Source organism: Paracoccus broussonetiae (assembly GCF_031854425.1).
Lineage (GTDB): Bacteria > Pseudomonadota > Alphaproteobacteria > Rhodobacterales > Rhodobacteraceae > Paracoccus > Paracoccus broussonetiae.
In genome coordinates this window covers 96,053-121,604 of the sequence record NZ_JAVRQI010000001.1, presented here as the reverse complement: position 1 = coordinate 121,604, position 25,552 = coordinate 96,053, and the positions used below count along the sequence as shown (strand labels likewise).

General features: G+C 64.5%; 31 protein-coding genes. 7 read left to right on the top strand and 24 right to left on the bottom strand.

The genetic code is table 11. The features are described from left to right. Positions 1-46 precede the first annotated feature (46 nt). Complete coding sequence (locus RM190_RS00650; RefSeq protein WP_311757455.1) at positions 47-1,177, top strand: site-specific DNA-methyltransferase; 1,131 nt, start codon at positions 47-49, stop codon at positions 1,175-1,177. Positions 1,178-1,350: 173 nt separating this feature from the next. On the opposite strand, the gene RM190_RS00645 is transcribed toward RM190_RS00650, so the two are convergent. Then, on the bottom strand, positions 1,351-2,487 hold the full coding sequence (locus RM190_RS00645) for an alkane 1-monooxygenase (protein WP_311757454.1): 1,137 nt from the start codon (positions 2,485-2,487) through the stop codon (positions 1,351-1,353). A 7-nt stretch (positions 2,488-2,494) separates the two neighbouring features. Beyond that, complete coding sequence (locus tag RM190_RS00640; protein ID WP_311757453.1) at positions 2,495-3,556, bottom strand: A/G-specific adenine glycosylase; 1,062 nt, start codon at positions 3,554-3,556, stop codon at positions 2,495-2,497. A gap of 87 nt (positions 3,557-3,643) precedes the next feature. On the opposite strand from RM190_RS00640, the gene RM190_RS00635 reads away from it, so the two are divergent. Further along, entirely contained in the window at positions 3,644-4,198 is a 555-nt protein-coding gene (locus RM190_RS00635) for a DUF721 domain-containing protein (protein WP_311757452.1), read from the top strand. Then, entirely contained in the window at positions 4,195-4,857 is a 663-nt protein-coding gene (locus RM190_RS00630; RefSeq protein ID WP_311757451.1) for a DsbA family protein, read from the top strand. The genes RM190_RS00635 and RM190_RS00630 overlap by 4 nt, the downstream gene beginning before the upstream one ends. Positions 4,858-4,921: 64 nt before the next feature. On the opposite strand, the gene lpxK is transcribed toward RM190_RS00630, so the two are convergent. From lpxK to RM190_RS00615, 3 genes are read right to left on the bottom strand one after another with little or no spacing between them, the layout of a single operon-like run. Beyond that, complete coding sequence (gene lpxK, locus RM190_RS00625; protein WP_311757450.1) at positions 4,922-5,923, bottom strand: tetraacyldisaccharide 4'-kinase; 1,002 nt, start codon at positions 5,921-5,923, stop codon at positions 4,922-4,924. Then, positions 5,920-7,152 (bottom strand): 3-deoxy-D-manno-octulosonic acid transferase, encoded by a 1,233-nt coding sequence (locus RM190_RS00620; RefSeq protein ID WP_311757449.1) that lies wholly within the window; start codon positions 7,150-7,152, stop codon positions 5,920-5,922. Before RM190_RS00620 ends, lpxK begins: the two co-directional genes overlap by 4 nt. 26 nt (positions 7,153-7,178) lie before the next feature. Then, on the bottom strand, positions 7,179-7,424 hold the full coding sequence (locus RM190_RS00615) for a DUF4170 domain-containing protein (RefSeq protein ID WP_311757448.1): 246 nt from the start codon (positions 7,422-7,424) through the stop codon (positions 7,179-7,181). A 158-nt stretch (positions 7,425-7,582) separates the two neighbouring features. On the opposite strand from RM190_RS00615, the gene RM190_RS00610 reads away from it, so the two are divergent. Continuing rightward, positions 7,583-8,215: an SOS response-associated peptidase gene (locus tag RM190_RS00610; protein WP_311757447.1), complete on the top strand. Its 633-nt coding sequence runs from the start codon at positions 7,583-7,585 to the stop codon at positions 8,213-8,215. Positions 8,216-8,253: 38 nt separating this feature from the next. Here RM190_RS00610 and RM190_RS00605 read toward each other — a convergent pair whose 3' ends face one another. After that, the gene (locus tag RM190_RS00605; protein WP_311757446.1) at positions 8,254-8,430 is read right to left on the bottom strand and encodes a hypothetical protein; all 177 of its coding nucleotides are present in this window, start codon (positions 8,428-8,430) and stop codon (positions 8,254-8,256) included. Between the two features lie 434 nt (positions 8,431-8,864). Between RM190_RS00605 and RM190_RS00600 the strand changes: the two genes are divergently transcribed. Then, complete coding sequence (locus tag RM190_RS00600; protein ID WP_311757445.1) at positions 8,865-10,058, top strand: tyrosine-type recombinase/integrase; 1,194 nt, start codon at positions 8,865-8,867, stop codon at positions 10,056-10,058. A 109-nt stretch (positions 10,059-10,167) separates the two neighbouring features. Here the strand turns inward: RM190_RS00600 and RM190_RS00595 are convergent, their stop codons facing one another. The 12 genes from RM190_RS00595 to RM190_RS00540 form a co-directional block, all read right to left on the bottom strand. Then, positions 10,168-10,479: a hypothetical protein gene (locus RM190_RS00595; protein ID WP_311757444.1), complete on the bottom strand. Its 312-nt coding sequence runs from the start codon at positions 10,477-10,479 to the stop codon at positions 10,168-10,170. Further along, positions 10,476-10,817 carry a hypothetical protein gene (locus RM190_RS00590; protein WP_311757443.1) on the bottom strand — a complete coding sequence of 114 codons (342 nt, stop codon included), beginning with the start codon at positions 10,815-10,817 and terminating at the stop codon, positions 10,476-10,478. The genes RM190_RS00595 and RM190_RS00590 overlap by 4 nt, the downstream gene beginning before the upstream one ends. After that, on the bottom strand, positions 10,814-11,368 hold the full coding sequence (locus RM190_RS00585) for a hypothetical protein (RefSeq protein ID WP_311757442.1): 555 nt from the start codon (positions 11,366-11,368) through the stop codon (positions 10,814-10,816). The genes RM190_RS00590 and RM190_RS00585 overlap by 4 nt, the downstream gene beginning before the upstream one ends. Continuing rightward, positions 11,365-11,751, bottom strand: a complete 387-nt coding sequence (locus RM190_RS00580; RefSeq protein ID WP_311757441.1) for a hypothetical protein — start codon at positions 11,749-11,751, stop codon at positions 11,365-11,367. The genes RM190_RS00585 and RM190_RS00580 overlap by 4 nt, the downstream gene beginning before the upstream one ends. Next, positions 11,739-12,461 carry a hypothetical protein gene (locus tag RM190_RS00575; RefSeq protein ID WP_311757440.1) on the bottom strand — a complete coding sequence of 241 codons (723 nt, stop codon included), beginning with the start codon at positions 12,459-12,461 and terminating at the stop codon, positions 11,739-11,741. The genes RM190_RS00580 and RM190_RS00575 overlap by 13 nt, the downstream gene beginning before the upstream one ends. Continuing rightward, entirely contained in the window at positions 12,458-14,719 is a 2,262-nt protein-coding gene (locus RM190_RS00570) for a hypothetical protein (protein ID WP_311757439.1), read from the bottom strand. Before RM190_RS00570 ends, RM190_RS00575 begins: the two co-directional genes overlap by 4 nt. 3 nt (positions 14,720-14,722) lie before the next feature. Next, positions 14,723-15,421 (bottom strand): hypothetical protein, encoded by a 699-nt coding sequence (locus RM190_RS00565; RefSeq protein WP_311757438.1) that lies wholly within the window; start codon positions 15,419-15,421, stop codon positions 14,723-14,725. 20 nt (positions 15,422-15,441) lie between these two features. Beyond that, positions 15,442-15,636 carry a hypothetical protein gene (locus RM190_RS00560; RefSeq protein ID WP_311757437.1) on the bottom strand — a complete coding sequence of 65 codons (195 nt, stop codon included), beginning with the start codon at positions 15,634-15,636 and terminating at the stop codon, positions 15,442-15,444. Positions 15,637-15,641: 5 nt separating this feature from the next. Next, positions 15,642-15,956, bottom strand: coding sequence for a hypothetical protein (locus tag RM190_RS00555; RefSeq protein ID WP_311757436.1), 315 nt, complete (start codon positions 15,954-15,956; stop codon positions 15,642-15,644). Next, complete coding sequence (locus tag RM190_RS00550) at positions 15,953-16,186, bottom strand: hypothetical protein (RefSeq protein WP_311757435.1); 234 nt, start codon at positions 16,184-16,186, stop codon at positions 15,953-15,955. The genes RM190_RS00555 and RM190_RS00550 overlap by 4 nt, the downstream gene beginning before the upstream one ends. Continuing rightward, complete coding sequence (locus RM190_RS00545) at positions 16,183-16,401, bottom strand: hypothetical protein (protein ID WP_311757434.1); 219 nt, start codon at positions 16,399-16,401, stop codon at positions 16,183-16,185. The genes RM190_RS00550 and RM190_RS00545 overlap by 4 nt, the downstream gene beginning before the upstream one ends. 97 nt (positions 16,402-16,498) lie before the next feature. Then, on the bottom strand, positions 16,499-16,879 hold the full coding sequence (locus tag RM190_RS00540; RefSeq protein ID WP_311757433.1) for a hypothetical protein: 381 nt from the start codon (positions 16,877-16,879) through the stop codon (positions 16,499-16,501). A 380-nt stretch (positions 16,880-17,259) separates the two neighbouring features. On the opposite strand from RM190_RS00540, the gene RM190_RS00535 reads away from it, so the two are divergent. Then, positions 17,260-18,165 (top strand): HNH endonuclease, encoded by a 906-nt coding sequence (locus RM190_RS00535; protein ID WP_311757432.1) that lies wholly within the window; start codon positions 17,260-17,262, stop codon positions 18,163-18,165. Positions 18,166-18,383: 218 nt separating this feature from the next. Here RM190_RS00535 and RM190_RS00530 read toward each other — a convergent pair whose 3' ends face one another. From RM190_RS00530 to RM190_RS00505, 6 genes are all read right to left on the bottom strand, one after another. After that, a complete protein-coding gene (locus RM190_RS00530; protein ID WP_311757431.1) occupies positions 18,384-18,755 on the bottom strand; it encodes a hypothetical protein in 372 nt (123 codons plus the stop codon). Positions 18,756-19,168: 413 nt separating this feature from the next. Then, positions 19,169-21,904, bottom strand: a complete 2,736-nt coding sequence (locus RM190_RS00525) for a hypothetical protein (RefSeq protein WP_311757430.1) — start codon at positions 21,902-21,904, stop codon at positions 19,169-19,171. 254 nt (positions 21,905-22,158) lie between these two features. Then, positions 22,159-22,737, bottom strand: coding sequence for a hypothetical protein (locus RM190_RS00520; RefSeq protein WP_311757429.1), 579 nt, complete (start codon positions 22,735-22,737; stop codon positions 22,159-22,161). Positions 22,738-23,546: 809 nt separating this feature from the next. Beyond that, positions 23,547-24,284, bottom strand: coding sequence for a hypothetical protein (locus tag RM190_RS00515; RefSeq protein WP_311757428.1), 738 nt, complete (start codon positions 24,282-24,284; stop codon positions 23,547-23,549). After that, positions 24,281-24,616 (bottom strand): hypothetical protein, encoded by a 336-nt coding sequence (locus RM190_RS00510; protein ID WP_311757427.1) that lies wholly within the window; start codon positions 24,614-24,616, stop codon positions 24,281-24,283. Before RM190_RS00510 ends, RM190_RS00515 begins: the two co-directional genes overlap by 4 nt. Then, complete coding sequence (locus RM190_RS00505; RefSeq protein WP_311757426.1) at positions 24,613-25,245, bottom strand: helix-turn-helix domain-containing protein; 633 nt, start codon at positions 25,243-25,245, stop codon at positions 24,613-24,615. The genes RM190_RS00510 and RM190_RS00505 overlap by 4 nt, the downstream gene beginning before the upstream one ends. 117 nt (positions 25,246-25,362) lie before the next feature. On the opposite strand from RM190_RS00505, the gene RM190_RS00500 reads away from it, so the two are divergent. Next, entirely contained in the window at positions 25,363-25,530 is a 168-nt protein-coding gene (locus tag RM190_RS00500; protein WP_311757425.1) for a hypothetical protein, read from the top strand. Positions 25,531-25,552 lie beyond the last annotated feature (22 nt).

Below are 25,552 nucleotides of genomic sequence, written 5' to 3'. Positions count from 1 at the left end.
CGGCCCAATCAAATCGGCAGACATAAGGCCGAAATCCGAGGCAGTGATGACGAAGCAAGTACTGAAATCCCGCGCTTCTGCGCGACCGCTCCCGCTGAACCAGATCCTGGCCGGGGACTGCATCGAGGTCATGAATTCACTGCCGGCGAACAGTGTGGATCTGATCTTTGCCGACCCTCCATACAACCTCCAGCTCAAGGGCGAATTGCACCGCCCGGACAATTCGCGCGTCGATGCCGTCGACGATGCCTGGGACCAGTTCGCGGGGTTTGCCGCCTATGACGAATTCACCCGCGCCTGGATGGCGGCCGCCCGCCGCGTGCTGAAGCATGACGGCGCGATCTGGGTCATCGGCAGCTATCACAACATCTATCGCGTCGGGGCCGAGTTGCAGAACCAGGGCTTCTGGATCCTGAACGATGTCGTCTGGCGCAAGTCGAACCCGATGCCGAACTTCCGCGGCAAGCGGCTGACCAATGCGCATGAAACGATGATCTGGGCCTCCAAGGCCGAAAGCTCGAAATACACGTTCAACTACGAGGCGCTGAAATCCCTGAACGAGGGTGTCCAGATGCGCTCGGACTGGGTGTTGCCGATCTGCACCGGGGGTGAGCGGCTGAAGGACAAGGACGGCGCCAAGGCCCATCCGACCCAGAAGCCCGAGGCCCTGCTGCATCGCCTGCTCGTCGGCTCGACCAATCCCGGAGACGTGGTGCTGGACCCGTTCTTCGGCACCGGCACCACCGGGGCCGTGGCCAAGATGCTGGGCCGGGACTTCATCGGGATCGAGCGCGAGGCCGCCTATCGCGCGGTCGCCGAAAAGCGCATTGCCCGCGTCCGCAAACTGGACAGTGAGGCGATCGCGACCATCCGGCCCAAGCGGGCCGAGCCGCGCGTCCCCTTTGGCCAGGTGGTCGAACGGGGGATGCTGCGCCCCGGCGAAGAGCTGTTCTCGATGGACAACCGCCACAAGGCCAAGGTGCGTGCCGATGGCAGCCTGGTCGGCAATGATGTCAAGGGTTCCATCCACCAGGTCGGGGCCGCGCTGGAAGGCGCGCCCTCCTGCAACGGCTGGACCTATTGGCATTTCCGGCGCGAGGGGCGGATGGTGCCCATCGACACCCTGCGCCAGCAGATCCGGGCCGAAATGGCGGCCGAGGATGGTCGTCCGAACTGATCCCGCAGTTTTCACGAGGTTCGCCGCGTCCCGTTGTTCGCGATCTCTGGCGCGACCGGGACTTCCTTGCCCCGCCCGGACGGCCTGGCCCGTCGGGCGGGGTCTTTCTTTCGGTGATGAGCCATTCTGCCAAGCCTTCCGCTTATCGCTGAGGCTTGATCAGTTCGCCCGCGCTACAGCGCGTTGCGGGGCATCGGCAGGTCGCCACGGTTATAAGCGGACCAGTCCTGAACATCGGGATAGAATTGCCGCCGCCAGGCCCGCACGCGCGGGTTCATCCGCCGTCGCCACAGGGGCGGGACCATCGCCAGGAAGGTCATCGCCGGATAGCCCATCGGAAGCTGCGGCGCCTCGTCGTCGCCATAGGTCTGCAGCAGGGGAAAGCGACGGTCGGGCTTGTAGTGGTGATCCGAATGGCGCTGCAGGTTGATCAGCAGCCAGTTCGTCGCGGTATGCGAGGAATTCCAGCTGTGGCGCGGCAGCACATGTTCATAGCGGCCATTGCCCAGATGCTTCCGCGTCAGCCCGTAATGCTCGACATAATTCGTCAGTTCCAGTTGCCAGACCGCGACCAGCGCCTGCCACAGGAACAGCCAAAGCCCCTGCCAGCCGCCCAGAAGCAGGGCCAGCAGCAGCATTCCCAGTTGCAGTGCACCATAGCGCCAGAACGGGTTGCGGCGGTCGAACCGGGATCGTCCGCTGCGTTCAAGCCGGCGGGACTCGGCCTGCCAGGCGCTGGCGGGGCAGTCGCGCAGGACGCGCAGGAAAAAGCGGAAGAACCCCTCGTTATAGCGGGCCGAAACGGCGTCGCGCGGGGTCGCGACCCAGCTGTGGTGCACCAGCAGATGTTCGGTGCGGAAATGCGAATACAGCGTCGAGGCCAGAAGGAGGTCGCCCATCCAGCGCTCGACCGGGTTCTTCTGGTGCAGCAATTCATGGGCATAGACGATGCCGATCGTGCCCGAGGCGACACCGATGCCGAAAAACAGCCCCACCTTCTCCCAGTTGCCAAGCGAACCATGCGCCGCATACCAGATCGCGCCGAAGATCATCGCCGCCTGAACCGGAAACCAAAGGATGGTGATCGCGCGGTACCAGAACAGCTGCGTTTCGGGGGTTTCGGTGTCGGCGTTTTCCTCGTTCAGGCCAAGGAGGCCGTCCAGCACGGTCGTCAGGTACCAGGCATAGACCGGCATCAGCGCAAACCACCACCCGCCCAGCCGCGCGGCCAGGATCGCCAGAGGCACCATGCCCAACGAAAGCCAGAAGGGCAGGGCATCGATCAGTCGGGCGCGAAAGGGGGTCTGCATCGGAAGGTCAGCCTTGTGGAGTTCGGGAACGGCTGGCCATCGCGACACCGGATCGCGGGCGGGCTGTTTCAGGGCGGGCAAGCGACCACGCCTTGCGCATGAGTCCGGGCAGCGCCAAGGGGCTGAAGTCGCGAAGCGGCACAACCCTGCCGCGTTCCGGCACCGTGGTCAACCGGGCCGTCATCACGGTCAGGTCAAGTGCGAAATGGGTGAAGACATGTCGGACCAGCCCCAGTTCCTGCCAATCCGCCTCGGCCGGAGGCGCAAGGTCCGAACCGTCCCAACCGGTCGAGGGGAAGGCCAGCGTTCCGCCCAGCAGCCCCTTGGCGGGGCGCGTCTCGACCAGCACGCCGCTATCGGTCAGGCCGATCCAGACGGTGCCGCGGCGCAGCGGCTTTTCGGGCTTCGGGGCCTTGCGGGGCAGGTCCGCGGCGATGCCCAGGCGGCGCGCCTGGCACGGATCGCTGACCGGGCAGATGCCGCAGGCGGGGTTGCGGGGCGTGCAGATCGTTGCGCCCAGATCCATCATCGCCTGCGCGTGGTCGCCCGGCCGTTCGTTCGGGGTCAGATCCGTGGCCAGCGCATGGATCTGCGGCTTGGACGCGGGCAGCGGCGTTTCGATCGCGAACAGGCGCGAGACGACACGCTCGACATTGCCGTCGACGACGGTTTCCGGATGGTCGAACGCGATGGCGCTGATCGCGGCCGAGGTATAGGGGCCGATGCCTGGCAGCTCGGCCAGCCCGGCGCGGTTGCGGGGAAAACCGCCGCGCGCGGCGACAGCGCGGGCGCAGGCCATCAGGTTGCGGGCGCGCGCGTAATACCCAAGCCCGGCCCATTCAGCCATGACCCGGGCGTCCTCGGCCCCGGCCAGGTCTTCGACTCGGGGCCAAAGGCTGGTGAAGCGTTCGAAATAGGACTTCACCGCGGCCACGGTCGTCTGCTGCAGCATGACCTCGGACAGCCAGACGCGATAGGGGTCGGCAGGGCCTTGCCCCGGCGGAATGCGCCAGGGCAGGACGCGGGCATGGCGATCGTACCAGCCCAGCAGCTCCGCCGATATTCCCATTGAATCACGCAATTTTCAGTCGCTCCGCTCTGGCGTCCGGGCGCGGCTCGGTCCAGACTGCTTGCAGGTAAAGCATATGGTCACGGCATGGCCCAGAAGAAACCGGACTTTCTGCCGCGCCGTCGGATGCGCGGGTTCGAGGCAGCGTCCCAGCTGGTCGCGCAAAAGGTGCGGGCCGTGGGCGAGACGCGCGGCTTTGCCGTTGCCCGGCTGCTGACCAACTGGTCCGAGGTGGTCGGACCCGAGATTGCCGCCCATGCCCGCCCCGTCAAGATCAGCCACGGCAAGGGCTTCGGCGCGACGCTGACGCTGCTGGTTTCGGGCGCAAGGGCGCCGATGGTCAACATGCAGCTCGACACGATCCGCGAAAGGGTGAATGCCTGCTACGGCTTCAACGCGGTTTCGCGCGTCACGTTGACCCAGACCGCGCCCACCGGCTTTGCCGAAGCGGGCGGCTTTGCCGAAGAGCAGGCGGGCTTCGCCTATCGGCGTCCTGCCGCCGCTCCCGACCCGGCCAGAACCGCCCGCGCCGATGAAATCGCGCAGGGCTTCGACGATCCCCAGCTTTCGGCCGCGATGCGGCAGATGGCATTGAACATCTTGTCCCGCAGGGACGCCAACGACCGAGAGGCCAATCCATGAATCCCATTCGTCGCTCTCTGATCGCTGCCGCGACGGCCGCGCTGACTCTTGCCACGGTCCCCCCGGTCCTGGCGCAAGAGGCGCAGCCCGCCCCGGCCGAGCAGATGCCCGAAGGCAAGATCCTTGAGGACATCACCCTCGGCCAGGCGGACGCCCCGGTCACCGTGATCGAATATGCCAGCTTCACCTGCAGCCATTGCCGCGCCTTCCACGAGGAAAACTGGCCGAAGCTGAAGGCCGAGTATATCGAGACGGGCAAGGTCAAGTTCATCCAGCGCGACGTCTATTTCGACGCGGTGGGCCTTTGGGCCGGGATTTTGGCCCGTTGCGGGGGTGACGCGAAGTATTACGCCGTTTCGGACCTGATCTTCGACGACCAGCAGACCTGGCTGAATGCGAAAACGGGTGACGAGATCGCGGCGAACCTGCGCAAGGTCGGTGCCAAGGCGGGCATGACCGAGCCGCAGATGGATGCCTGCTGGGCCGACAAGCAGAAGGTCGCCGACCTGGTCGCGACTTTCCAGAAGAACGCGACCGCCGACAAGATCGAAGGCACGCCGACCTTCATCATCGGTGGCGAAACGGTTCAGAACCAGCCCTGGGATGACCTGAAGAAGATCATCGACGCGAAAATCGCCGAAGCCGAAAAGAAAGGCTGAGGCGCAAGCCGATCCGAAATCGCGACGACCGGCCCCAGGGGCCGGTCGTTTTCGTTTCGCCCAGCTACAGGCCCAGGGCCAGCAGCCTGTCGTCAAGCGGCGCGGGATCGTCCAGCTCCAGCCGCACCGGCAGGGACAGCACCTTGGGCCGGAAGTCGCGGGGCAGGCGCGCCGCGTCCTTTTCGGTGGTGACAAGCTGGGCGCCGATCAGCCGTGCCTCGGTCTCCAGCCGGGTCAGCAGGGCCGGGGTGAAGGGCTGGTGGTCCTCAAGCGGTTCGGCCCGCAACAGACGTGCGCCAAGGCCGCGCAGCGTCGCGAAGAACTTGTCGGGATGGCCGATTCCGGCGAAGGCAAGCACCGGCAGATCCGCCCAGTCCATTCCGGTCTGCAAAGGCGCAAGGCGTCCCTTCAGATGGGGCAGGGACAGGGTCGTTGCCCAAGTCGCGGCAAAGGCTGCCTGCTCCGCGGGCTCTCCGATCGACAACAGCAGGTCGGCGCGGGCAAGGCCACGATCGACAGGCTCGCGCAGGGGGCCGGCGGGCAGGCAAAGCCCGTTCCCGAAGCCCCGCGCCGCATCGACCACCACCAGCGACAGGTCATGCGCCAGCGAGGGGTCCTGAAAGCCGTCGTCCAGAAGGATCGCCCCCGCACCATCCGCGACGGCGGCGCGCGCCCCCGCAGCCCGATCGTCCGAGACCCAGACCGGCGCAAAGGCGGACATCAGCAGTGGCTCGTCCCCGACCTGCGATGCGCGGTGTCGCGCCTCATCCACGCGCAGCGGGCCCTTTTCGGTCCCGCCATAGCCGCGCGAGACGATCTGCACCGCGACCCCCCGCGCCAGAAGACGCTGGGCCAGCATGATGGTCGAAGGAGTCTTGCCGGTCCCCCCCGCATTGATGTTGCCGACGCAGATCACCGGCACGCCAACCCGTTCCCTTGGGCCGCGCGCCAGACGCCGCGCGGTCCCGGCCGCGTAGATCGCACCCAACGGCGACAACAGTCGCGCGGTCGCGCCGGGGGGGCGGAACCAGTAATCGGGCGCGTGGCGGTGTCCCTTGGCGATCATGCGCGCTTCTCCATCGCATCGATGACGGCATCGGCGATGCGGTGCAGGACCGCAGCTCCACCCGTGCTGACCGACCAGGCGTTTCCGGCAAGGACGGCCGCCTGATCCGGGGCGGTCAGATCGGCCACCGCGCGGGTCAGCGTCTCGGCATCCGTGACCAGCCGCGCCGCGTCCGCGCCGTCCAGCTGGATCCACTCGGCCGCATGCGTGCCGGGGATCGGGCCGTGGATGATGGCCGAGCCAAGCGCCGCCGGTTCAAAGGGATGGCGCGGATCAAGGCCCGGTCCGGCGATCAGGGTGCCGCCCATGAAGCAGACGGGCGCCAGCCGATACCACAATCCCATCTCATAGGGGTCGTCGGCGATCAGGACATGATCGTCGGCGCTGGGGTCTTCGTCCTCGGAACGCAGGACGGCGGCCAGGCCAAGCGCCTCAACCTCGGCCCGGATCTCGGGGATCATGAATTCGGGCAGCCCGGCAAGGATCAGCAGGGCGCGGTGGTTGTGATGCAGGGTCGCCTGATGCGCCGCCAGCGCGGCGCGGATCTCGGGCAGCGTCGGTGTTGCGGCCAGCCAGACATGCCGGCCGCGCAGGATCTGGGCCAGCGCCGCGCGCTCGGCCTCGTTCGCGGAAAGGGGGGCGCGGGTTTCCGTCACCGGTCCCACCAACTCGACCCGCGTGGGATCGCCGCCCAGCTGGCGCGCGGCGGCGGCGGCGGTCAGATCGGGTGCCAGAATGCGCGTGATGCGGCCCATCAGCCCGCGATTGACGGCGCTGCGCCAGCTTCCGCTGCGGGCATAGGTGACCAGCCGCCCCTCGGCCATCAGGACGGGGACGCGCGCCTCGGCCATGCCGGTGATCAGGGCGGCGGGCAGTTGATCGCCCAGCAGCAGCAGGGCGCGGGGCTTCAACCCGGCGATCACCTCTGCGACCGTTTCCGAGTCGCGGGGCAGGCCCAGATGGATGCTGCGCAGATTGCGCGGCAGCGCCGAGGGATCGGGCGCGGGGCCGGTAAAGGCCACGCGCAGCCCCGGTCGACGGGTCATCAGCGTCTGAAGCAGGGGGGAAAGCGGGGGCGGTTCGGCCCCCCCTTCGGTGACATGGACCAAGATCAGCGGTCCATCACCGGCGGGAGGTTCGATCGTGCCGCCCTCGACCCGCAGCGCCGCGCGGCGCCGCAGGTGCAACCACAGCGCCAGGGACGCCGTCGTCTGTCCTGCCAGTGACATGCCGGGCCGGACCGGTTCAGCCGGGTTCAGTCGCCAAGCTCGGCGGTCGCGCTGACCTCGCGCTCTTCGTCGCGCAGGCGGTGCAGATGCGCGATGAAGTAGCGGGTGTGGGCGCTGTCGACGGTGCGCTGCGCCTCGGCCTTCCAGGCCGAAAATGCGCTCGCGTAATTGGGGAAGATCCCCACGATATGGATCTTGTCGGTGTCACGGAACTCGGTGCGGACGGGATCCACAAGCTCGCCGCCGAAGACAAGGTGAAGACGCTGCGCCATCATACTCTCCTGCTGTCGCAATTCGCGGCGAACCTATCCGAGAGCCCGGCCGGAACCAAGGGCAATACAGCCATGCAAGGTCGCGATGGGACGCAGCGCAGTTTGCGTTTTCGAACGTCCGGGCCAAACTGGGCCCGTCGAATCGTAAGGGCTGGTGGATGTGTGGCCGTTTTGTGGATCCGAACCTGCGCGGGACCGAGGACGAGTTTTCGGACCTGCGGGTCAATCCGTTCCCGCGCCGCTTCAATGTGAAGCCGACGCAAGAGATCCTGCTGTTCGCCAAGTCGCCCTTGCAGGGGATGATGGCGCGCTGGTGGCTGATCCCGTCCTGGCACAAGGGTGAGATCAAGGACTGGAAGGCCACCACTTTCAACGCCCGGATCGAGGACGCGGCCCAGAAGCCCAGTTTCCGCGCCGTCTGGAAATATGGCCGCTGCCTGATACCGGCGGGGGGATATTTCGAATGGACCGGTGAAAAGGCCGCGAAACGCCCCCATTTCATCGCCTCGGCCGGGAATGAGGAAACGCTCTGGTTCGCGGGCCTGGCCTCGCGCTGGCGGGAGATGCTGACCTGCACGATCCTGACGCGGCCCGCGAATGCCACTGTCGTCAGCCTGCATCCCCGGATGCCCGTCATCCTGAACGCGGATGAACGCGACGCCTGGCTTGGTGGCAGCGACGATCCCGCGCTTGGCGCTGAAAGCCTGTTGCGACATCACCCGGTCGCCCGCTTCGGGATCGAGGATGACGGTCCCGAACTGATCGAACCGGAGGATCAGCCCGCCAATTGAGAAAGCAGACCCGGCGCAACCGATCGGGATGCGAAGCCCTATCTGATCCGGACCGCGCCGCTGCCGCCAATCGCCGCCCCGGCGACCGCACCGATCGGCCCGGCGACAACCGCCCCCGCCGCAGCGCCCGTGGTGGCGCGGGTCGCGGTGTTCGGGCCGCAGGCGGCAACCGAGAGCGCCAGGGCGCAGATGAGGATGACGGGCAGCTTTGGCATCAATATTCTTCCTTTTGCTTCGGAAGCCCCTGTTTCAAGCATTCCGGGCCCCCTAGAAGCGGCATCGCGCCGCCAAGGCAATCCCCGGCCGCTGCAGATCAGACAAACTTGATGACCTGTCATGTCCAGGCAGAGACAGCGGTCCTCGATCCCTCAGGTCGCCATGATTGCCGTTCGGCGGCCAGGGGGGCGGATGCGGCACCGCAAATCCGGTGGTGCAGGGCCTTGCAGGCGCAACCTCGCGCTTCGCCAAACTAGCTGACCCTAGCGGAAGTCTGGTGCGGGCGGCGCGCATAGAACCAGCCCCGCACTGGCAAACAGCACCATGCAAAACCCCTTGTATTACGGGGTTTGTTGGGTCAACTGTCCCTCCATGTCAAACACGGTCAAATACCTTCACGCACTCAAATGGAGGGACCATCGGAGGGACAGCGATGCAGCGAATCAAGGACAGACAGATTCCCAGCTTGGGGGAGGGACGCCACTTCGACGGCAGCGGTGGATTGCACCTGTTCGTTCGCGGCAATAGTCGGACGTGGATTTACCGATACCGGCAAGATGGTAAGCGGCGCGACCTGTCCCTCGGACGATACCCGCTCATGACGTTGAAGGAAGCGCGTATTGCGGCCTTCAATGCGGCCCGTGCGCGCGACGGTGGCACCGATCCGTTGGACGCGAAACAGGCTGCCAAGGCAGAGGCCAAGGCCCAGAAGATCGCGGCCCGCATCGACACGAACAGGTATTTCGGGCGCGTGATCTTCGACACGTTCTTGGCCCGCCGTGGCGATCTCAAGGGGGACGGCAAGGCAGGGCGGTGGACCTCCCCCTTAGACACGCACATCCTGCCCGTTATCGGCCTCGTGGACGTGCGCAAGGTGGATGTCGATATGCTGTTGGGCATCCTCGCCCCGATCTGGCGATCCAAGACCAGCGCCGCCGAAAAGGCATACCAGCGGGTGTCCCTCGCGCTGGATCATGCCGCAGCCCGTTGGCCGGGTGAGATAGACCCGACCATTCCCGCGCGCTTGAAGCTGTTGCTTGGATCACAGGGCCACAAGCCCGAGAATATCCCGGCGATGCCGTGGCAGGATGTCCCCGCTTATTACCAGTCCCTCGGCGATTCCTCTGTCGATCTGTCCATGCGGTTGCTGATCCTCTCGGCCAGTCGGTCGGCCCCGGTCAGGCTTGCTCATGTTGATGAGTTCGACGGCGACACTTGGACCATCCCCGCCGACAAGATGAAAGGCGCGCGAGACAAGACCAGCGCCATGCGAATTCCCCTATCCGAGGAAGCGTGCAAGGTGGTTGATCTCGCGCGTCCTCTTGCCCGCGACGGGTATCTGTTCGTCGCCATGAAGGGGAAGCCGATCAGCGACATGGCGATGTCTATGGCAATGCGGCGCGAGGGGCTGGAATACCGGCCCCATGGATTCCGGGCCTCGTTCAGAAGTTGGGCCACCGATCACGAGGAAGATTTCATACTAGCCGAACGCGCGCTCGGGCATGTCGTCGGGACGAAAGTGCAACGGGCCTATGATCGATCCGATGCCTTGGACCTGCGGCGGGGTCTCATGCAGCGTTGGTCGGATTTCGTGACAGGGCAGGGGACTCAGAAAGTGACCCTCTAGGCGGGCCGCTGGCTGGCCTTTGGAGACCTGCCCGCTACCCCTACCACCCGAGACGCCGACCCGCCGTCTGTGACCAGAAAACTGGCCTTTCCCGATCAGCCGGGCAAGATCACTGGATCGGGTGCACTTCCGGGACGTGAAGAATCCGCGATTCCTCGTGCACCCGCTGCGCCAGCGCGCTGATAGCGTCCTCGTGCAGAACCGGCGTGAAAACCGCCGCGTTGGTCAACATGCTTTCCAAAGTCGCGACATAGCTGACGGCCTGCAACCATTCGGCCCGTTCCTCGGGATCGTCGGGCGCGACCAGCCTGCGGCCCGCGCGCAGGTCCGACAAGATGCCGACAAAGGTGTCAGGATCGAGACCGAGGCATTCGGCCACGCCCCGCGCGATGGGGTCGCGATCAGCGATGGCGAAGGTCAATGCAGTATCCTCCCCCAATACACGTCCAGCGCCTGCGTCACCACCCCCGCGACGGCATCGGTCAGGCTCGGGATCGATCCGGCTTCGATCCGGTCGGCAACTTTCGCCGCCTGATTCAACAAGTGGACCAGCACGCCCGCCGCGATCCGGCGCTCGGCTTGCAGGTATCGGCCCTCGGCGTCCTCGGCCTCGGGTTCGTTCAGCCAGTCGCCGTCCTTGACCTCGTTGTCGGCCAAGATGAACGCCTGCACGAACGGCATGATCTCGGCCCCTCGGCAGGCAGCGACGGCCCCTGCCAAGGCGATGCGGTCGCGTGTATCGGCGAGATTGTAGTTCATGCGGCGTGCCTCTCGTGCAATTCCTTGCGGGCCTGCCTCAATGCAGACTCGGCGTGACCAAAGGGGACGAAAGCCGACAGGCGGGGCGGCTCGCAATCGACGCGGCCCATCGTGCCGATCAGTTTGGCGATGGTCAGTCGCCCCGACAGGCCGATCCGGTCGGCCAGTATCGCCGTGGCCCGCACGATGATACCGGGCACCAATGGCTCGCCGTCGTAAGCGGCAGCGTGGGCCAAGTCCTCGGGCGACAGCGCGACTTGTGCGACCTGCTGGGGCAGGTTCACGGCCAGTTCGCCCGGATGGGTCAGGATCATCTTGCGGTGGATGTCCGGGATCGAAGCCAGCGGCGCGATGCTGGCGAGGCTCAAAACGCGGGCTTCGACCGTATGATGCAAAGCATCATGATCAGCGAGGCAGCAACCCCCATCACCCGCCGCGTCGGCATAGGCCAGCACCCGCAGGTCGTCAAAGAGGGGCCGCGCGACCCCGCATTCGATCAGGGCAGGCCCCATCGCGAGGATATGGAAGCATTCGTGCAGACCAGCGTTCATCGCTTGCCCTCCCCGATCCGCAGGGCAGCAGCCAGCAGCGGCGACGGTTCCCCGCCGATCAGGGCCGCTCGTTTGGTCTGCAAATCGTCAGCCAGTCGGGCAAGGCTGTCGAGGTGGGCATTCATGGTGACGCGGCAAACATTGTTCATCGCGATCCGGCCCGAGGCATCGGCCAACGCCTTTTTCGTGGCGGCGCGTTCTTCGGCGATCAGCAGGCCGATGGCCTTGCTGAGTTCCGTGACCTGAGTTGCAATCCGCGTGCGGGTCAGGTCATCGATCAGGGTCAGCAGGCCCGCGACCGTGTTTCGATCCACGGGGCCGGGTTCGGTGGCCCATTTCCGCCAGTCTCGCAAACTGGCTTCCGCCTTGTTCACTGCGGCCATGCTGCGGCTGCCTCCCGTTCGATTTGCGCCGTGATGACTTCCTGCTTGCTGCGCTTTTCCTTCCTCGCGGAATTGAGGCGGGCGCGGACAGCCTCGTCGGCGATCTGGCGAATGGCCGCGTCCGACCGACCCTCGGCCAAGGCGCGGTCGATCAAGCTTTGCGTAACCGTCGAACAGGTGAACCGACCGAGGATCGCGCCCGGATCACTGGCAGGGTGCGCGATGGCACATTCGGCGGCATGGGCTGCGGCCTTGCGCGTTTCGCCCAGCCGCTTGCGGGCGGACGTGACCGACACTGACAGGGCCTGCTGTGCCGCGCGCAGGGCCTCCACGGTGTCCACGACGGCCCCGAAATCCCCGGCTGGGTCCAGCCTCTTGGCGAAGTCCATCGCGCCCGCCGCCGCGACGGCGGTCAGGGTGGCAGCCGCGCCGCCTTCTGCCTCTTTGCCTTCTAGGATGTCAGCCGCGCCTTGCAGGTCGCTGGCCGCGTCCTCGGCGGCGGTGATCATTTCGGCCAGTTCGCCCGCCGCCGCGTCCAGCGTCTTGAGGCGGGCCAATGCGGCGTCGGGCGGTAGCTTGCCGATGACCGAAAGGCTATCCAGTGCGGCCTTGTTCGCGAGCCTGCCGAACGCGACCACCATCTTGGCGGAAATGGCGACCCGCGCCTTGCCGACGCGGGCAATGGGTCGAGGGATTTTCCGTGCGATCATGACTGCCTCCGAAGGCCATAGGACACGCGCATCTGCTGATCCACGCCACCTGTCGAGATGACGCGCCGCATGGCATCGCGAACCTGAATTTCGATGTCTTCGCCACCGTTCTGGTTCGGCTTGCGGGTCGCCGTGATCTGCGAGGAACCGTGATTGTGGATGGCGATGTTGTTCGTGCCGCCCGCGCGACCGGACATCGGCCCGGTGGCCTGCTGGATGGGCACGCGGGGCATCACGATAGCGCCGGGCACCCCTGCCGTCGTCGTGCCCGATGAGGCCGTCAGGCGGGGCATGGCGAGGGCCTGCGGGGCCGCGACCGAGGGGGCGGCGGGGGCACCACCATTGGCGCTCATGAAGCCAAAGCCGCTGGTCTGTGCCAACAGCCCCAGAAACTCGTTTAGCTGCTGGCTGAACAGGAATTTCGTGATGCTGTTCAACATGTCCAACAGCATTTCTTCGAAGGCTTCGCTGGCTGTCTTCGACCCATCCACGATGGAACCAAACAAGTCGTTGAAGCTGGACTCGATGATCTTGCCGATCTCGGACAATTCGGCGTCGTGCTCTTTCAATTCTTCGTCCAGCTTCGCCCATGCCACCTTCATGCGGGCAAGCTCGTCCTCGGTGACATCGCCGTATTCCTCGACCGCGTGGATAGCATCGGCCAGCACGCGGGCGCGGCGCAGAATGGCCTGTTCCTCGTCGTCGTAACCGGCAAGGATCGAGTCCAGGTTGTCATAAGCTGCGTTTCGCTTGCGGGTGTAATCTTCCATCATGGCGCGCACCGCGCCGATGGCATCCTCTTGCGCCTTGGCGGCGTCGGCGGCGTCCTGCTGCTGTTGGGCGAGGCGGCGTTGCGCGTCGGCGTTGCGATCCACCGATTCCGCCCATTTGTCGTAGGCTTCCGTCGCTTTCACGACGGCCTCGGTGTTGGCCCCGATCAGTTGAGTCTGCAATTCGGCCCAACGTGACGCCTTGATGCGCGCGGCGGCGGCGGCGAAGGAATCCAGCCCGCGCCCGAGGGCGTCGGCTTCGGCGAGGATACCTGCGGTATCGGCATTCAAACTGAGGGTCGCGGCCCGCAGCGACTCGGCGGCGTCCTTGGCCCGGTCGAACGCGTCGGCCATGTCGTCGGCGGCATCGCCATTGCCTTGCAGGATGTCATCTAGCTTTTTCAGGGTATCGTTCAGCGACTTGGCTTTGGTGTCGCCTGCGGCGAGACCAGCCAGCAGTTCGCGGGCAGCTTTCGGGAATACGATTCCGAGTTCGCTGGCTGTTGCCAGCAGGTTCGTGATGGCCTGCTGCGATGCATCCGTGCCGGGGTGATCGCGCAACTGTTCCAGCGCCTCGCCCATGGCACGCGCGAAGCGTTCGGCCTGCTGTTCATTCAGGCCCAGCTTTGTCCCGATGCGCGTAATGCGCTGTTCGAGGTCTTGCAGGCGGTTCAGGTCTTCGGCGCTGGCAAGCCCCGCGTTGACCCGCTTCTGAATCTCGTCGCGCTGTTGCAGCGTAAAGTTCAAATCTTCGGCCCAGCGAAGTTGCCCGCGCATCTCGTTGGTGAAGGCTTCGAAGGCGTCGGCCTGCGCCTCGGCCACGTCCTGCTGTTTCAGCAGCAGCAGTTGGCGGTTCAGTTCCAACGTGCTTTTCGCGGCATTGCCCGCGCCCTTGGCGACGTTATCGGCGGAAATGGCGATCTGGTCCAACAGGTCGGCCATGCCGTCCAGACTGGATTGCAACGCGTCGGCTGCATCCGCGAATTTCTTGATCTCCTTGCCGCCCGCGAAAGCCGACCAGAGGGCAGGCAAGGCCGCTGCCACCACGCCCACGACAGCGCCGATGGCACCGAAGCCCGACAGAAGCTGCGGAAGCTGCTGACCCAACGCACGAACGGCAGAGGTGCCGCCCGTGACCTGCACGATTACGTCTTGAAGCTGATAGGACGCGTTTTGCAGGCCCGAGGTAAACTTGCCTGTCGAGGCGTTCTGCTTTGCCAGCGCCGCGTTCGTATTCGCGGCAGAGGCGGCGAGGCTGCTTTCGGCGGTCGCGGCACGTTTGGTGGCGTCGGCCAGCTTGTTCGTCTGGGTGACGGCTTGGCCGGTCAGTTTCAGGTTCTGGTTCACGGCCCGCAGGCGGGACGCCTCGGCCTTGGTCAGGCCCTCGACGCGCTGCGCGACCGACTCGAAAGCCCTCGCCAGTTGCGTCAGTTCGGCGAGGCCGGTGGCCTCGACTCGGACTTCGTATTGGGTTGAGCCTGTCGCCATGTCTTACCTCCGTCCCTTGCCGCGAACGCGGGGGCCGTCGCGGCGGCGCGCGATCCGGGCGAAGCCAGTCGCGGCGATGGTGATGAGGGGCAACGCATAGACCACCTGCTTGCCGACCGGGCCACCTGTGCCCTTGCCATAGGTCAGGCCGAACGTGTCGCTGTTGGTCCAGCCGAAGCTGATGGACAGTTGCGGGAATTCGGCGGTCAGGGCGCGGGCGATGCCTTCCATGACGGGCTTGCGGATTTCGACGGGGCTGGCGTGCGCCGCGATGTCCACGAGGGCGATGGTCGTCGCCGTGGTCATCACGGTGGCGGGCGGCAAGGACTGGAACAGCCGACCGTCGATCACGACGCGAAGCGAGTCGCCGTAGCGATACCGATTGTTCGGCTTTGGCTTGTTGCCCGACCGAGGCGCGGTGCGCTGGAATATCCGAATGCCTTCCTCGGCGGCGGCGCGTAGGTCCACGGTCGATGCCTGCGAGGTCGTGACGGTCGCATAGGGGGGCCACGGCCACAGGCGGATGTTGTCATAAGATGGGACGCTGCGGCGCGTGTTGCCGACCTGAATTGCGCGGGAAATGCTACCCTCGGTCAGGTCGCCTCGGGCAATGGCGGCGCGGGTCAGGCGATCCTGCTGAAAGGCCACCTCTTGGCCGACATCGTTGCGGACCATGGGGCCGAATTCGGTCAGCGGGTCCATGCCTGTTCGGGTGACGGTGATCATCGCTTCGCACCCATGGCGGCAACAATCTGATCGGCGGGCATGTCTAGGATGTTGCCGGGCGAGCGGCGGTCCTGACGTTCGGCCATGGCGGCGCGATGCTCAAACAGGGCCGCGACCTCGACCCAGCGCCAGCCGCCCAATTCGGACGGGCGGATGCCAAGTTCGAGGGCAAGGGCGAGCATCGCGTCCATGATCGTCAGGCCGCTTCCTCGTTTCCCGAGGCGGTGTCCTCGGGTTCGTCGGCGTCAGCCTCGGTCGCGGCTTCCAGCCCGTTCAGGCGCAAGGCAGCGGGCAGGATTTGGTTCACGGTCGCCATGGGCCAGAGGGCCACTTCCTCGGGCGAGACCTTGCGCCCGTCCAGCGTGACGGCAGCGGCCAACAGGGCAAAGATGCGGTCGTCCGAGGTGGCGCGCTGCATGGCGAGCATATCGCGGGCCGCGATCATGCTGACGACGACATCGTGCCCGCCGATATTCAGGGTTTCGGTCTCTAGGCTGAAAGGATCATTCACGGGGCGCGCTCCAAAGGCTGAGGTAAGCGGATGTCGTGCAGGCGGCGCAGGCCAGCGAGACTGGCCTTGATGCCTTCGGCGAGGCGGGCGAGTTCGGCGCATTGCCGATGCGCGGCCAGAGCCGTGGCATGGGCAGCGGCCAGTTCGGCCATGGCGATCTGCGAGGGGCCAGCAGGGGGCTGGCAGCGCATCTCGCCTTCGAAGATCACAAGGGGGGTTCGGTCGCTCATCTGTTCGCCTCGCGGGCCAGTCGGTCGGCGAGGTCGTGCAGGCAGAGCATGAGGCGGGTTGCGTCGGTCGCCAGTTCGCGGGCTTCGGCGGTGGGGAAGCTATCGGCCAGTCTGGCCGCAATGCCCTGCGTCACTCTCGCGGCGGCGGCGGCATCGCGGGCGCGGGCGGCGGCGGCGGCAAGTTCGAAGGGCGTGGCAGTTTCCGGGCGCGGCATCGCGGCTCCCTCCATAGCGGAACGGTTCGCGAACATTGTGCCAAAGGACAGGCCGGTGAGTCAATAAGCCAATAATATCAATGGATTCGTATTACGGTCAGGGCCAATGGCGCATTGGCGAATGGCGGTTCTCGGGGGCGGTGCTGATCCACTGGATCAGGGTCGCGGGATCGGCATCGCCAAGAAGATGTTCGCCCCAAGCGGCGAGGTTCGCGAGGTCGATGGGCGCGCAGAATTCCCCGCGCAGGCGAGTGCGTCGGATTTCGAGGGCCGTAATACCAACGGCGGCACAGGCGAGGCGGCGGAACGCGGAATGCGGCGTCGTGGCATCCCCGTCGCGCGCCCGTAATACGGCTATCACGTCATCCACGAGTTGCGGGGTTTTCAGCCGGGCGTGTTCAAGGTCTTCGGGATGGTCGCGCCAATGCGCAAGCCAGCGATCTACGGTCCATTCCAGATGTGGTGAAGCCTGCTTCATGATGCGCGCGATCCGGGCTGCAAATGGCGGGGGTGCATTCGCCGTGGCAGCATCGCGCGTCGGTGCCGATAGGATAGCCCGCGCTAGGGGAACGGTAAACTGTGGAGATCGTGCGGTCGGGCCGGATCGGGTCGAGGTCAGCAGCGATCAGCGGGACCGAAAAAGGCGCGATTTCGACCGATTTCATTTTCCGCCCGCTGGACTTTTTGGGCGGTATTTTTCGCGCGGGAAGCTCCCCGTGACGGTTCTTGGGTCCAAGCCCTAAATTAAAATTCCCTACCCCCGGTTAAACGTCCACACCGTGATGTTTTCACTTGACTTGCGATTTGGATGCAACGAATCATTGGGTTCGCGACCGATGTCTTGAGGGAGGTGGAGGGATGGCAGAGGACAGAAAGGATTATCGTTGGCCGGGCAAGCCGGGGCGCGATGCTGGGGGGCATAGATGGCGCAATCCCTATCATGTGCTGACCAAGCACGGCAGGCAGATCAACCATCCCGGCGGGGGGCTTCGCATCATCACTGCGACCTGCGAGCATTGCGGTGCAGTGTTCGACTGTGACCTGTCATTAGGGGATAAAGGCAGGTTCTGCACGCGTGCCTGTTCTGCCCGCGCTGTGGGGCATCTCGGCGGGAAAGCTTCCGCTGTCAGTCCGAAGACCGCTGCGAGACGAGCGGAAACGCGCAAGCCTGTCGTGATGGCAGACTGCCGACAGTGTGGTGCCACGTTCCAGACAAAGATCAATGGCAGAGGCGAGCGCACCGTCTTCTGTTCAGGAAGCTGCGCGACCCAGCACCGCAAGGCATCCAAGACGGAATGGGGCGAACGCTGTCTGATCGGATACTGCGCCTGCGGCGTCGTATTCCATTCCAAGCAGGGGACGCGAGGGCGCTGCCCGGAATGCCGTGCAGGGCACAAGGCGGAATATGTTCGCACTGTGAGCCGTGAAAATCGACGGCTTGGGAAGACATATAACGACAAGAAACTTGCCCGTTGGCGCAAGGGTGGCGGCAAGATCATGGTCGGGATCACATGGCTGACACTTTCGCAGCGTGTCGGCATGACCTGCGCCTGTTGCGGTATTACCTGCACCGAACCCGATGGTCAGCACCTGATGACCGAGGCGACAGTCGGGCATATCGTCCCGATGGCGATAGGCGGGGACCATGACTGGCCGAACGTCAGGATCGAATGCCGCCAGTGCAATAACCAGCGCGGTGATAACTTCGACCGAACGGCGGTTGCGGGCTGGCTGGACACGGGCGGCACCATCAGGCTGGTATGATCTCGGCCTTGCTTCTCGACCGTAATGAGATAACATCGCACCTGTCGCGCGCAGTGTCAGCCCACCAGCTACGTCCCGCGCGACCGGGGCAGGATCGCGTTGTGACTTTCGCGGTGCCTGCCCATCCCTTCCCCGCCGGGTCCGACCTGCACTGCCCTCAGATTTGGGGGCGGCTCTAGGACGCGCTGGCAGGGCCGTAGAACGGCGCTACACCGCCGCTAGGGTGTAGGTGCCCTAGCGGCCACCAGCGCCGCGCCTATGCGCTTGACGGCCACAGTGCGGCGAAAGCTGCGTGGCATGTCGCGAATCTCCAAGACGCCGAGGGCGGCCAGCGCGCAGGCGCACAAATCAGCGGGGCTGAGACCGAACCGGATGTAAAGCCGATCCGAATAGGTGATGCGGTAGAAACCGAGTTCGCCAGTCGCCGTGCGCGCCACCAGTCCCGCAATGCCCCTGTCAGACTCGAAGAATTGCAACGCGTGGCAGACTGGCAGATGCCCGACGAATTTGGCCGAGTGGCCCGTCACGCGCTGCACCTCGTCAGCGAAGGGATCGGCGGTGGCGACGGTGAAGGCAGGGGGGTGGATCATGGGCGCGTTCCTCCGGTCCTAGAATCTTCCCGGCAGCGGGGCGCGCGGTCAAGCGCGGGGTCTGGAAAATCGGCCTGCGCGGGGGCTTCCGGTCTTTGAACCCACTGAACCAAGGCCGTGGTTCAAAGTTTCAGTCCTGCGTGGCTAACTTATGACTAACTAATATATTGATAATAATAGTATTTTTATTTTAGTGATACTCTTTGAACCTTTGAACCACTTTGAACCCGACATATGAACAATGTGCAGGACACTGCCACGCGGACGCGAAGCCGGACTCTCTTTCTCTCTTTTGGTTTCATGTCGGGTTCAAAGTGGTTCAAAGGTTCAAAGTCATTTAAAATAATAAAGTCAGCACGTTACCCGTGCTGACTCTGGACCACTTCGGACCAAATCTGGTTCAAAGACCCTGTTCAGAGGCCCTGATAAAGGCCCGGAAGCATCCTGAACACGCTTTTTGGCTTGGGGCCTTTATGGTCTTTCGTTGCCGTGGCGAGGGTCTGTTCGTCCAGTTCCTCGATCCAGCCAAGTTCCGCCATCACCGATCTGTAGGCTGGCAGTTCGTAGACTTTGGCCCGACGCAGGCACCGCGCAATGATGCAGGCGGGCAGGTAATCCCGATCCAGCAACTTGCTATACCGCTTGCCGTAGGCGGTGCGGGTCGAGGCTTGCCGTTCCTGCACAAGCTTCCTGCGCGCGTCGATCAGCACCTCGTTAACCACGCCGTCGGCAATGTTGCCCCGGAACCGCAAGGCCAGTTCCCGGATGCACTGCGAGACGAACCGGATTGCCCACCTCATCTGTTCATCGGAGATGACCAGTTCCGAAACGCCGTCATCCAATGCAGGGATGTAATCCCCGAGGCGCAACAGCCCGGCCACCACGGTAGCGTTCCGTTCGAACCGCGCGGCCAGTTCCTTCAAGTCACCGAGTTCGGCTTCCAGCGCATCCAGTTCCGCGCGCAGCCAGTGCCAATGCGGTTTCGGGTGGATCAGCCGCACCTTGGAACTTTCCCGAACGATCCACTGGCCTTCATCGTCCTTGACGCGCTGGTAGAAGGTTTGCTTGCGCTCGCTGGGATGCTGGGTGAACGTCCTCTGAGAAAACACTTCGCCAAGTTCCTCGATCAGTTCGGCCTTGCGCGGCGGTGTGTGTTCCACGGGCCAGCGCCCGCCATTGGCCCGCTCGCTGTCAATCATGATGCTGCGGTTCAGCGTCCCGTCGCCGATCAATTTGCGATCAAGGACTTCTTCCAGCGCCATGCCCGTCGAGGCCCCGAACAGCACCAGATAGGGGAAGGCGACCGCGCGCTTCATGTTGGACCGCTGCGAATATGTTTTCTCGGGCTGCACGTCCAGCGCCGACTCGAAGGTTGACAGCAGCACTGCCGCCGCCCCTATGGAATTGCCGCTCTTGTCCTGCTTTTGGGCTGCCAACACCTTGGCGAACTCATCGATAACGATGGACGCGTTGCCGCCCCCGCGCAGAAGAAGTTCGTGGATTGCACCCGCGCTCGTGACGCCCGAACTCGTCACCACGTCAGCAACATGGCCCAATGCGGCCAGCAACTTCACGATGGTATCCTTGCCCGCGCCGCTGGACGCCGTGATGGTGCTGTGGATGTTCAGGCCCGTCTGGTATTTGCCTTGGATGTAATAGCGGTTCGCCGTCAGGGTAGACAGCGCGGTCAGCGCCCCCAATGCCGCCGCGCCGGGCATGTCCATCGCCATCGCCTTATGCAGATAGACCGCGATCTGGTTGAAGTAATAGGACGGCGCGGTCAGCATCCAGCGGTGCCGTGCAGGGTCGTTGCCTTCGCGGTGCTGGTAATCCTCGCGGGCCGTATCCAGTTCCTGTGCCGCTTCCTGTTCCGCCAACATCTCGCGCAGTCCTTCAATCAGGTCGATACCTTCGGCCCCGACCATGTGCCAAGGCTCGCCCGTCGCGGCTTCCAGCCAGTCGGCTTCCTCGCGGCTGATCTCGATTCCCAGGTTCATGAGATTGCGCCCCAGCATCAGCGGCCCGCCTGCCTCGGCCTGCCTTGCGGCTGCCTGTGCGGCCCGCTTGGCGCGTTCCTCGGACAGTGATACCACCAGCCCCTTCACGGCCTGCCGCCGCTGTTCGCTCGGGGCGGGTTTGATGTAGCCGCCCTGATCCTTGATCCATTTGATGATACCGGGGATCGATCCTGCCCGCGCGGCCCAGCGTTCCGGCTCGCGTTCCTTGGCCTCGGACGCATGGTAAAGCGCCCATGCCTGTTCCTCGGCCTCGTCTATCGCGTATTCCCGCGCCGCCCGCACCAGAAAGGCCACCAGCGCAGGATGGATGGATGCCCCGCTCAACACGTCCTCTTGCGCCGCGTCCATGCCGTGCCGCCCGCGCGGGTAGCCGTCGTGGGCCTCGTCCCCTGTCCAAGCCCTAGAGGCCGCGCCCTTGCCCCCTGCACGCCACCGCGCCAGCATCGGCTGCGCGGCCTCGTCTGTCATGTCGGTGATCTCGCGGCCATCGTGCAGCGCCGCGCCTGTCAGCGTCACGAATTTTGAGGCCCGCGCGCCATAGAAGCCGATCTTGTTGCGCTCGTAGCCGTTCGAGAGGCCCGCAACCTCGTCCGGCACCGAGGCGAATAACACGCGCAGCCCTTGGCCGCTTGGCGAGTATTCGGCATAGCTAGATCGCCCGATGATCTCGGCCCAGCTTTCGACCGCCTTCTTGCCGTTCACGGTGATAACCCTGTCTAGGTCCAGCGCCGTCAGCCCAGCCCGCGCGCACAGCACCCCGACGCCCGCATCGATGCCGTCAGCCCGCAGCTTGTCCATTGCGATCTCGGCCTCGTGCAGGGTCATCACCGCGCGGTCGCGGGCCGAATTCGGCTTCTTCGTGCTGCCCGTAGCCGGGTTGCACGGCACCTTGTCAAACCCACCGCCGTCTTTCGGGATCGCCACCCACACGAGGAAGGCCCGCTTGTTGGCGATGTCGCCCAGCACCGCGCGCAGCACCGCGAAGTTCGGGCGTGCCGTTTGCAGCCCCTCGGGTTCCGGCAGGGCTTTCGAGTTCTTCGGCACGTCGGGCAGTTTCGTGTTCTCGATCTCGGGCAGCTTCGGCCCCTCGATCTTGCTCGAGGATTTCGACTGTTCTGGAATTCGTGACATGGCGTTCTTGCCTCATTTGCAGCCCTTCACAGAAGGGCGTTGCGTTGCGGGGCCGAAGCGCGCTAGAATCCACCTGTTCCTGTGGAAATAACGCAGTTTACTTGACGAGCGGATTCGTCCTCCGCGCTTCGGTGACTGAATTGGCCCTCGGCGCAAGCTGGGGGCCTCTTTCGTTCGGTCTTCGGTGTGAGGTGTTCGCCATTGTTGTTCTCGCGGGGCCACCGCGCCGGGCTGTCAGGCCCGGATTGCCGCACTCAGGCAGCTACACGCGCGCCGACGTAATCGACCAGTTCGCGCACGGTGCAAGGGAATGTCAGGCCGGGGCACGGTTCATCCTTGCCGACAGTCCTGTAGAACCGCTTCCATTCCCGCGAATCCGCGATCAGGCGGGCGGGTTCGACAAACTCTCGGGCCAGCCAATCAAAGGCGCGGTCGGCGTCCTCGCGGTGCCGCAGCCCGAGGATCATGGTCTGATGCAGTTCCCCGCGCATGGTCATGGACCGCTTCGTCACCAGCCCGTGGAACGCGTCATAGAACAGCATCCCGGTATGGTGCATGGCGTTCAGCCACGGGCCGCTATGGTCCAGAATGGACCCATAGAAATAGCTGCGGACATCGAAGGATGAACCGTTCCTGATATGCCCGAGGGTGACGCCGTGCGGCCCGCCCGGTTCGATGGTCTCGCATCGCAGGATCGTCAGGCCGTTCGGCACCAGATCAGAGATGAGGGTGGCGCGGTGCAGCAGGCTGATCGTATCGCCTGCCATCGGCCTCATGCCGCGTTTCTGCGCCCGCGCGATCCGTTCGGCTTCTTTCTTATTTGGCTTGGTCATTCCTCCCCCTTTCAGCCGGGCTATATCCGGCCTCGTTTCGATTTTGCTGGACGGGGGAAACCAGAACCGGGTAAGGTTCTAATTGACCGTCCAGCCACGACAGTCATGGAAGCCCTCGCCCCGTCCGGTGGGGGCTTTCCTCGTTCAGCCTACCTTCCATTTGGCTGCGAGCAAGGATTCTTTTGCGATGAGTCCAGTTGCAATTGCCGCATGAGTCCAGATGAAAACACCGCAAGATCAACAGATTCGTAATACACCAACTCAACTTCTTTAGGTTTCCCACCCGCTGGTAAACTCCGCTCCATTGCCAAACGAAAGCCAGCTTCCCCATTATCAAACGGAGTCCGTAATACGGAAAGTGTTGGGGTGGTTATTCGTAATACGGGGTGCGGGATAATACGCGCGGCGGGTCAATCTGATCTCCGGGGCATCCGGCCCTAATCCCTGCCTGTGTGAAATTGGCAGAAAAGTATACTTTTCTGCCACTGGCAGAAAACCCTACTTTTCTGCCAGCACCTGCCTGCCTCGGCCCCGCCGCTATGGCTTCGGCAAAAATGGCTCCAATCGGTTCGAGCGGCAAAAAGTAGGAGTATCACCTGATACTCCTACGGACGCGCCCACCCAGACCGAACTTGCCAAGTCCTTGGGTGTTTCAGTGCCGACCATCAAGCGGCTGGACGCGAGGTTGAAGACGCGGCTCGCGGTGGCGGAAGCGGAGGGGCACGAGTATCAGCCCGCCGCTGTGCGGCCCGCTGGCTGCCCGTCTGGCCCTCGGGTGCCGGGTGGTAGTCCGAGGACGCTGGGGGCCGTCAGTGGCCCGTTGAAGCTTTCAGGTGCGCGATCTCGGCGCGCAATGCCTCGTTCTCGGTGGCGAGGCGGCGGGCCTCAGTTTCCAGCCAGACGAATTCCTCGAATGAGTAGTCGCCATCATATTCAGGCGGGTAGCCGTAATCCCATACTGTCCAGTCGGCCTGCATCTCGGCGTGCTGCTTTGCGGTCAACCGTGCAGGCCAGTCTGATTTGCTGACCACTGCGGCGGGGCGGCTGACGGCCTCGGCGCGGGGGGCAGGCTGGACCGGGGCCGCGATAGCCGGGTCGCGCCGGGGTGGGTCCAGCCATTCGCTCATGTCGTCAGGCGTGATGCGCTGGCCCGCCTCCACCTTCGCGATAGCAGCGGCCTTCACGCGCTCGGACGCGTGGGCCAGCTTGTAACCATGCTTGCGTCCGACCAGCGCCGCCTTGGACAGGGGCAGATGCCCAAACGTCCGGGCGAAAGCCATGTAGTTCGAGGCCGTGCGCGAATCCAGCCGTGCCAGCGGGGTTTCGGAAACCGTTTCCGAAACCCACTTTCCGAAACGGATATTCGGGTTCGCACCGAGGATGCCACAGGACGGGGACTCGCAGATCGCGCGACCTGCATTCAGGATCGCCCCGGCTTGGATGGTGAAACGCAGTTCATCCTCGACCTGCCGCCAGATGCAGGCCCGCAGTGCCTCGGCCAGTTCAGCCAGCGACAGGCCAGCGGGGCGCGGGATGATTTCGCTCATGGCAAGGCCCTCTTGGCTTGCGTGTAGCGCCGCCACAGCCGCGCCTTGGTTTCCTCGACCGTCAGGCTGGCTTTGGGGCAGGTGCGGGCTGGGTTGCGCCCCGTGGCCTTAATCATGGCCGTGCTGGCGTCGGTCAGGTCGGTATCCATGTCGAGGAAGGCCGTCTCGAATGCCAAGCCAGCGATCAGCCGCTCGGCCTTGCCGTCGCCTTCCTCGAATGCCGTCAGCGCGGCCTCGGCCTCGGTCGTGTCGAGGACATAGGATGCGCAGGGATCGGCAGCCAGCGCAGGTGAAGCGGCCAGCAAGGCGCAGGCCGTGGCGATGATCTTCATTGCAGGAATCCTTCGGTGATGGGCTGGTCAGTCAGCAGGGTGCTGGACAGGGAAACGGGGTCGGGGATCGGGGCCGGGTTCTCGGCCTTGCGGCCTAGCACATCTGCCAAAATCCTCTGTCGGTCTTCGAAGCTGAGATGCGGCTTCGGCGGCGGCAGGGGCGGGGACTTGTCCACAGCTTCCGTCGCGGGCGCGAAAGGGTTTATTTTGGTTATATAAGGTTGGGGGGAACCACGTTCGGGGTTTTGCGAACCACGTTCGGGGTTTTCGGAACCACGTTCGGGGTTTTGGTCGCCGTCAGGTTGCGCGATGTCCCCATTTCTGTGGATAAGTTCGGGCTGGTCTGCGGGGTCGTTTGGCCGGGCGATAGGGGCGAAGTTCAGCGTGTAGCAATTCGCTATGCCCCGGCCACCGCTCCGCTGGACCGTGACTAGTCCCTCGTTCTCGAAGTGCTGCACGGCCTTTTGTATCGCACGGTCGGAAAGCCCGGTGCGCGCCATGATGGTGGGCAGCTTGGACCAGCCGACGCCCTCGGGGTTCACTAGGTCGGCCAGATAGACAAGCACCAGCCGCTGTGTGCTGCTGAGGCCAACTAGCCGCCACGCGGCATTGAGGTAGGCGTTAGACATGCCTTCTCCGTTCACCCCAAAGGGCGTTGTATTCCGACTTGCCACTCAAAGTGGATGACTTTAAATTAGACCACTAGGACAGCCAGAGTGATCCAGTCAATAGGAAAGTCATCCAGTATGGATAAGCGTGTGCAGATTGCGATTTCCGTCAAGCCCGACGTTCTGTCGGCGCTTGAGGCATGGCGACAAACGCAGCCGGGCGACATGTCGAGGGCGCGTGCTGCCGAAGCCCTGCTTCGGATCGCGCTGCAATCCGAAGGTCGGCTGGATAACCCCGCTTCCTGACATGCCGTAGGGCCGCGCCAAA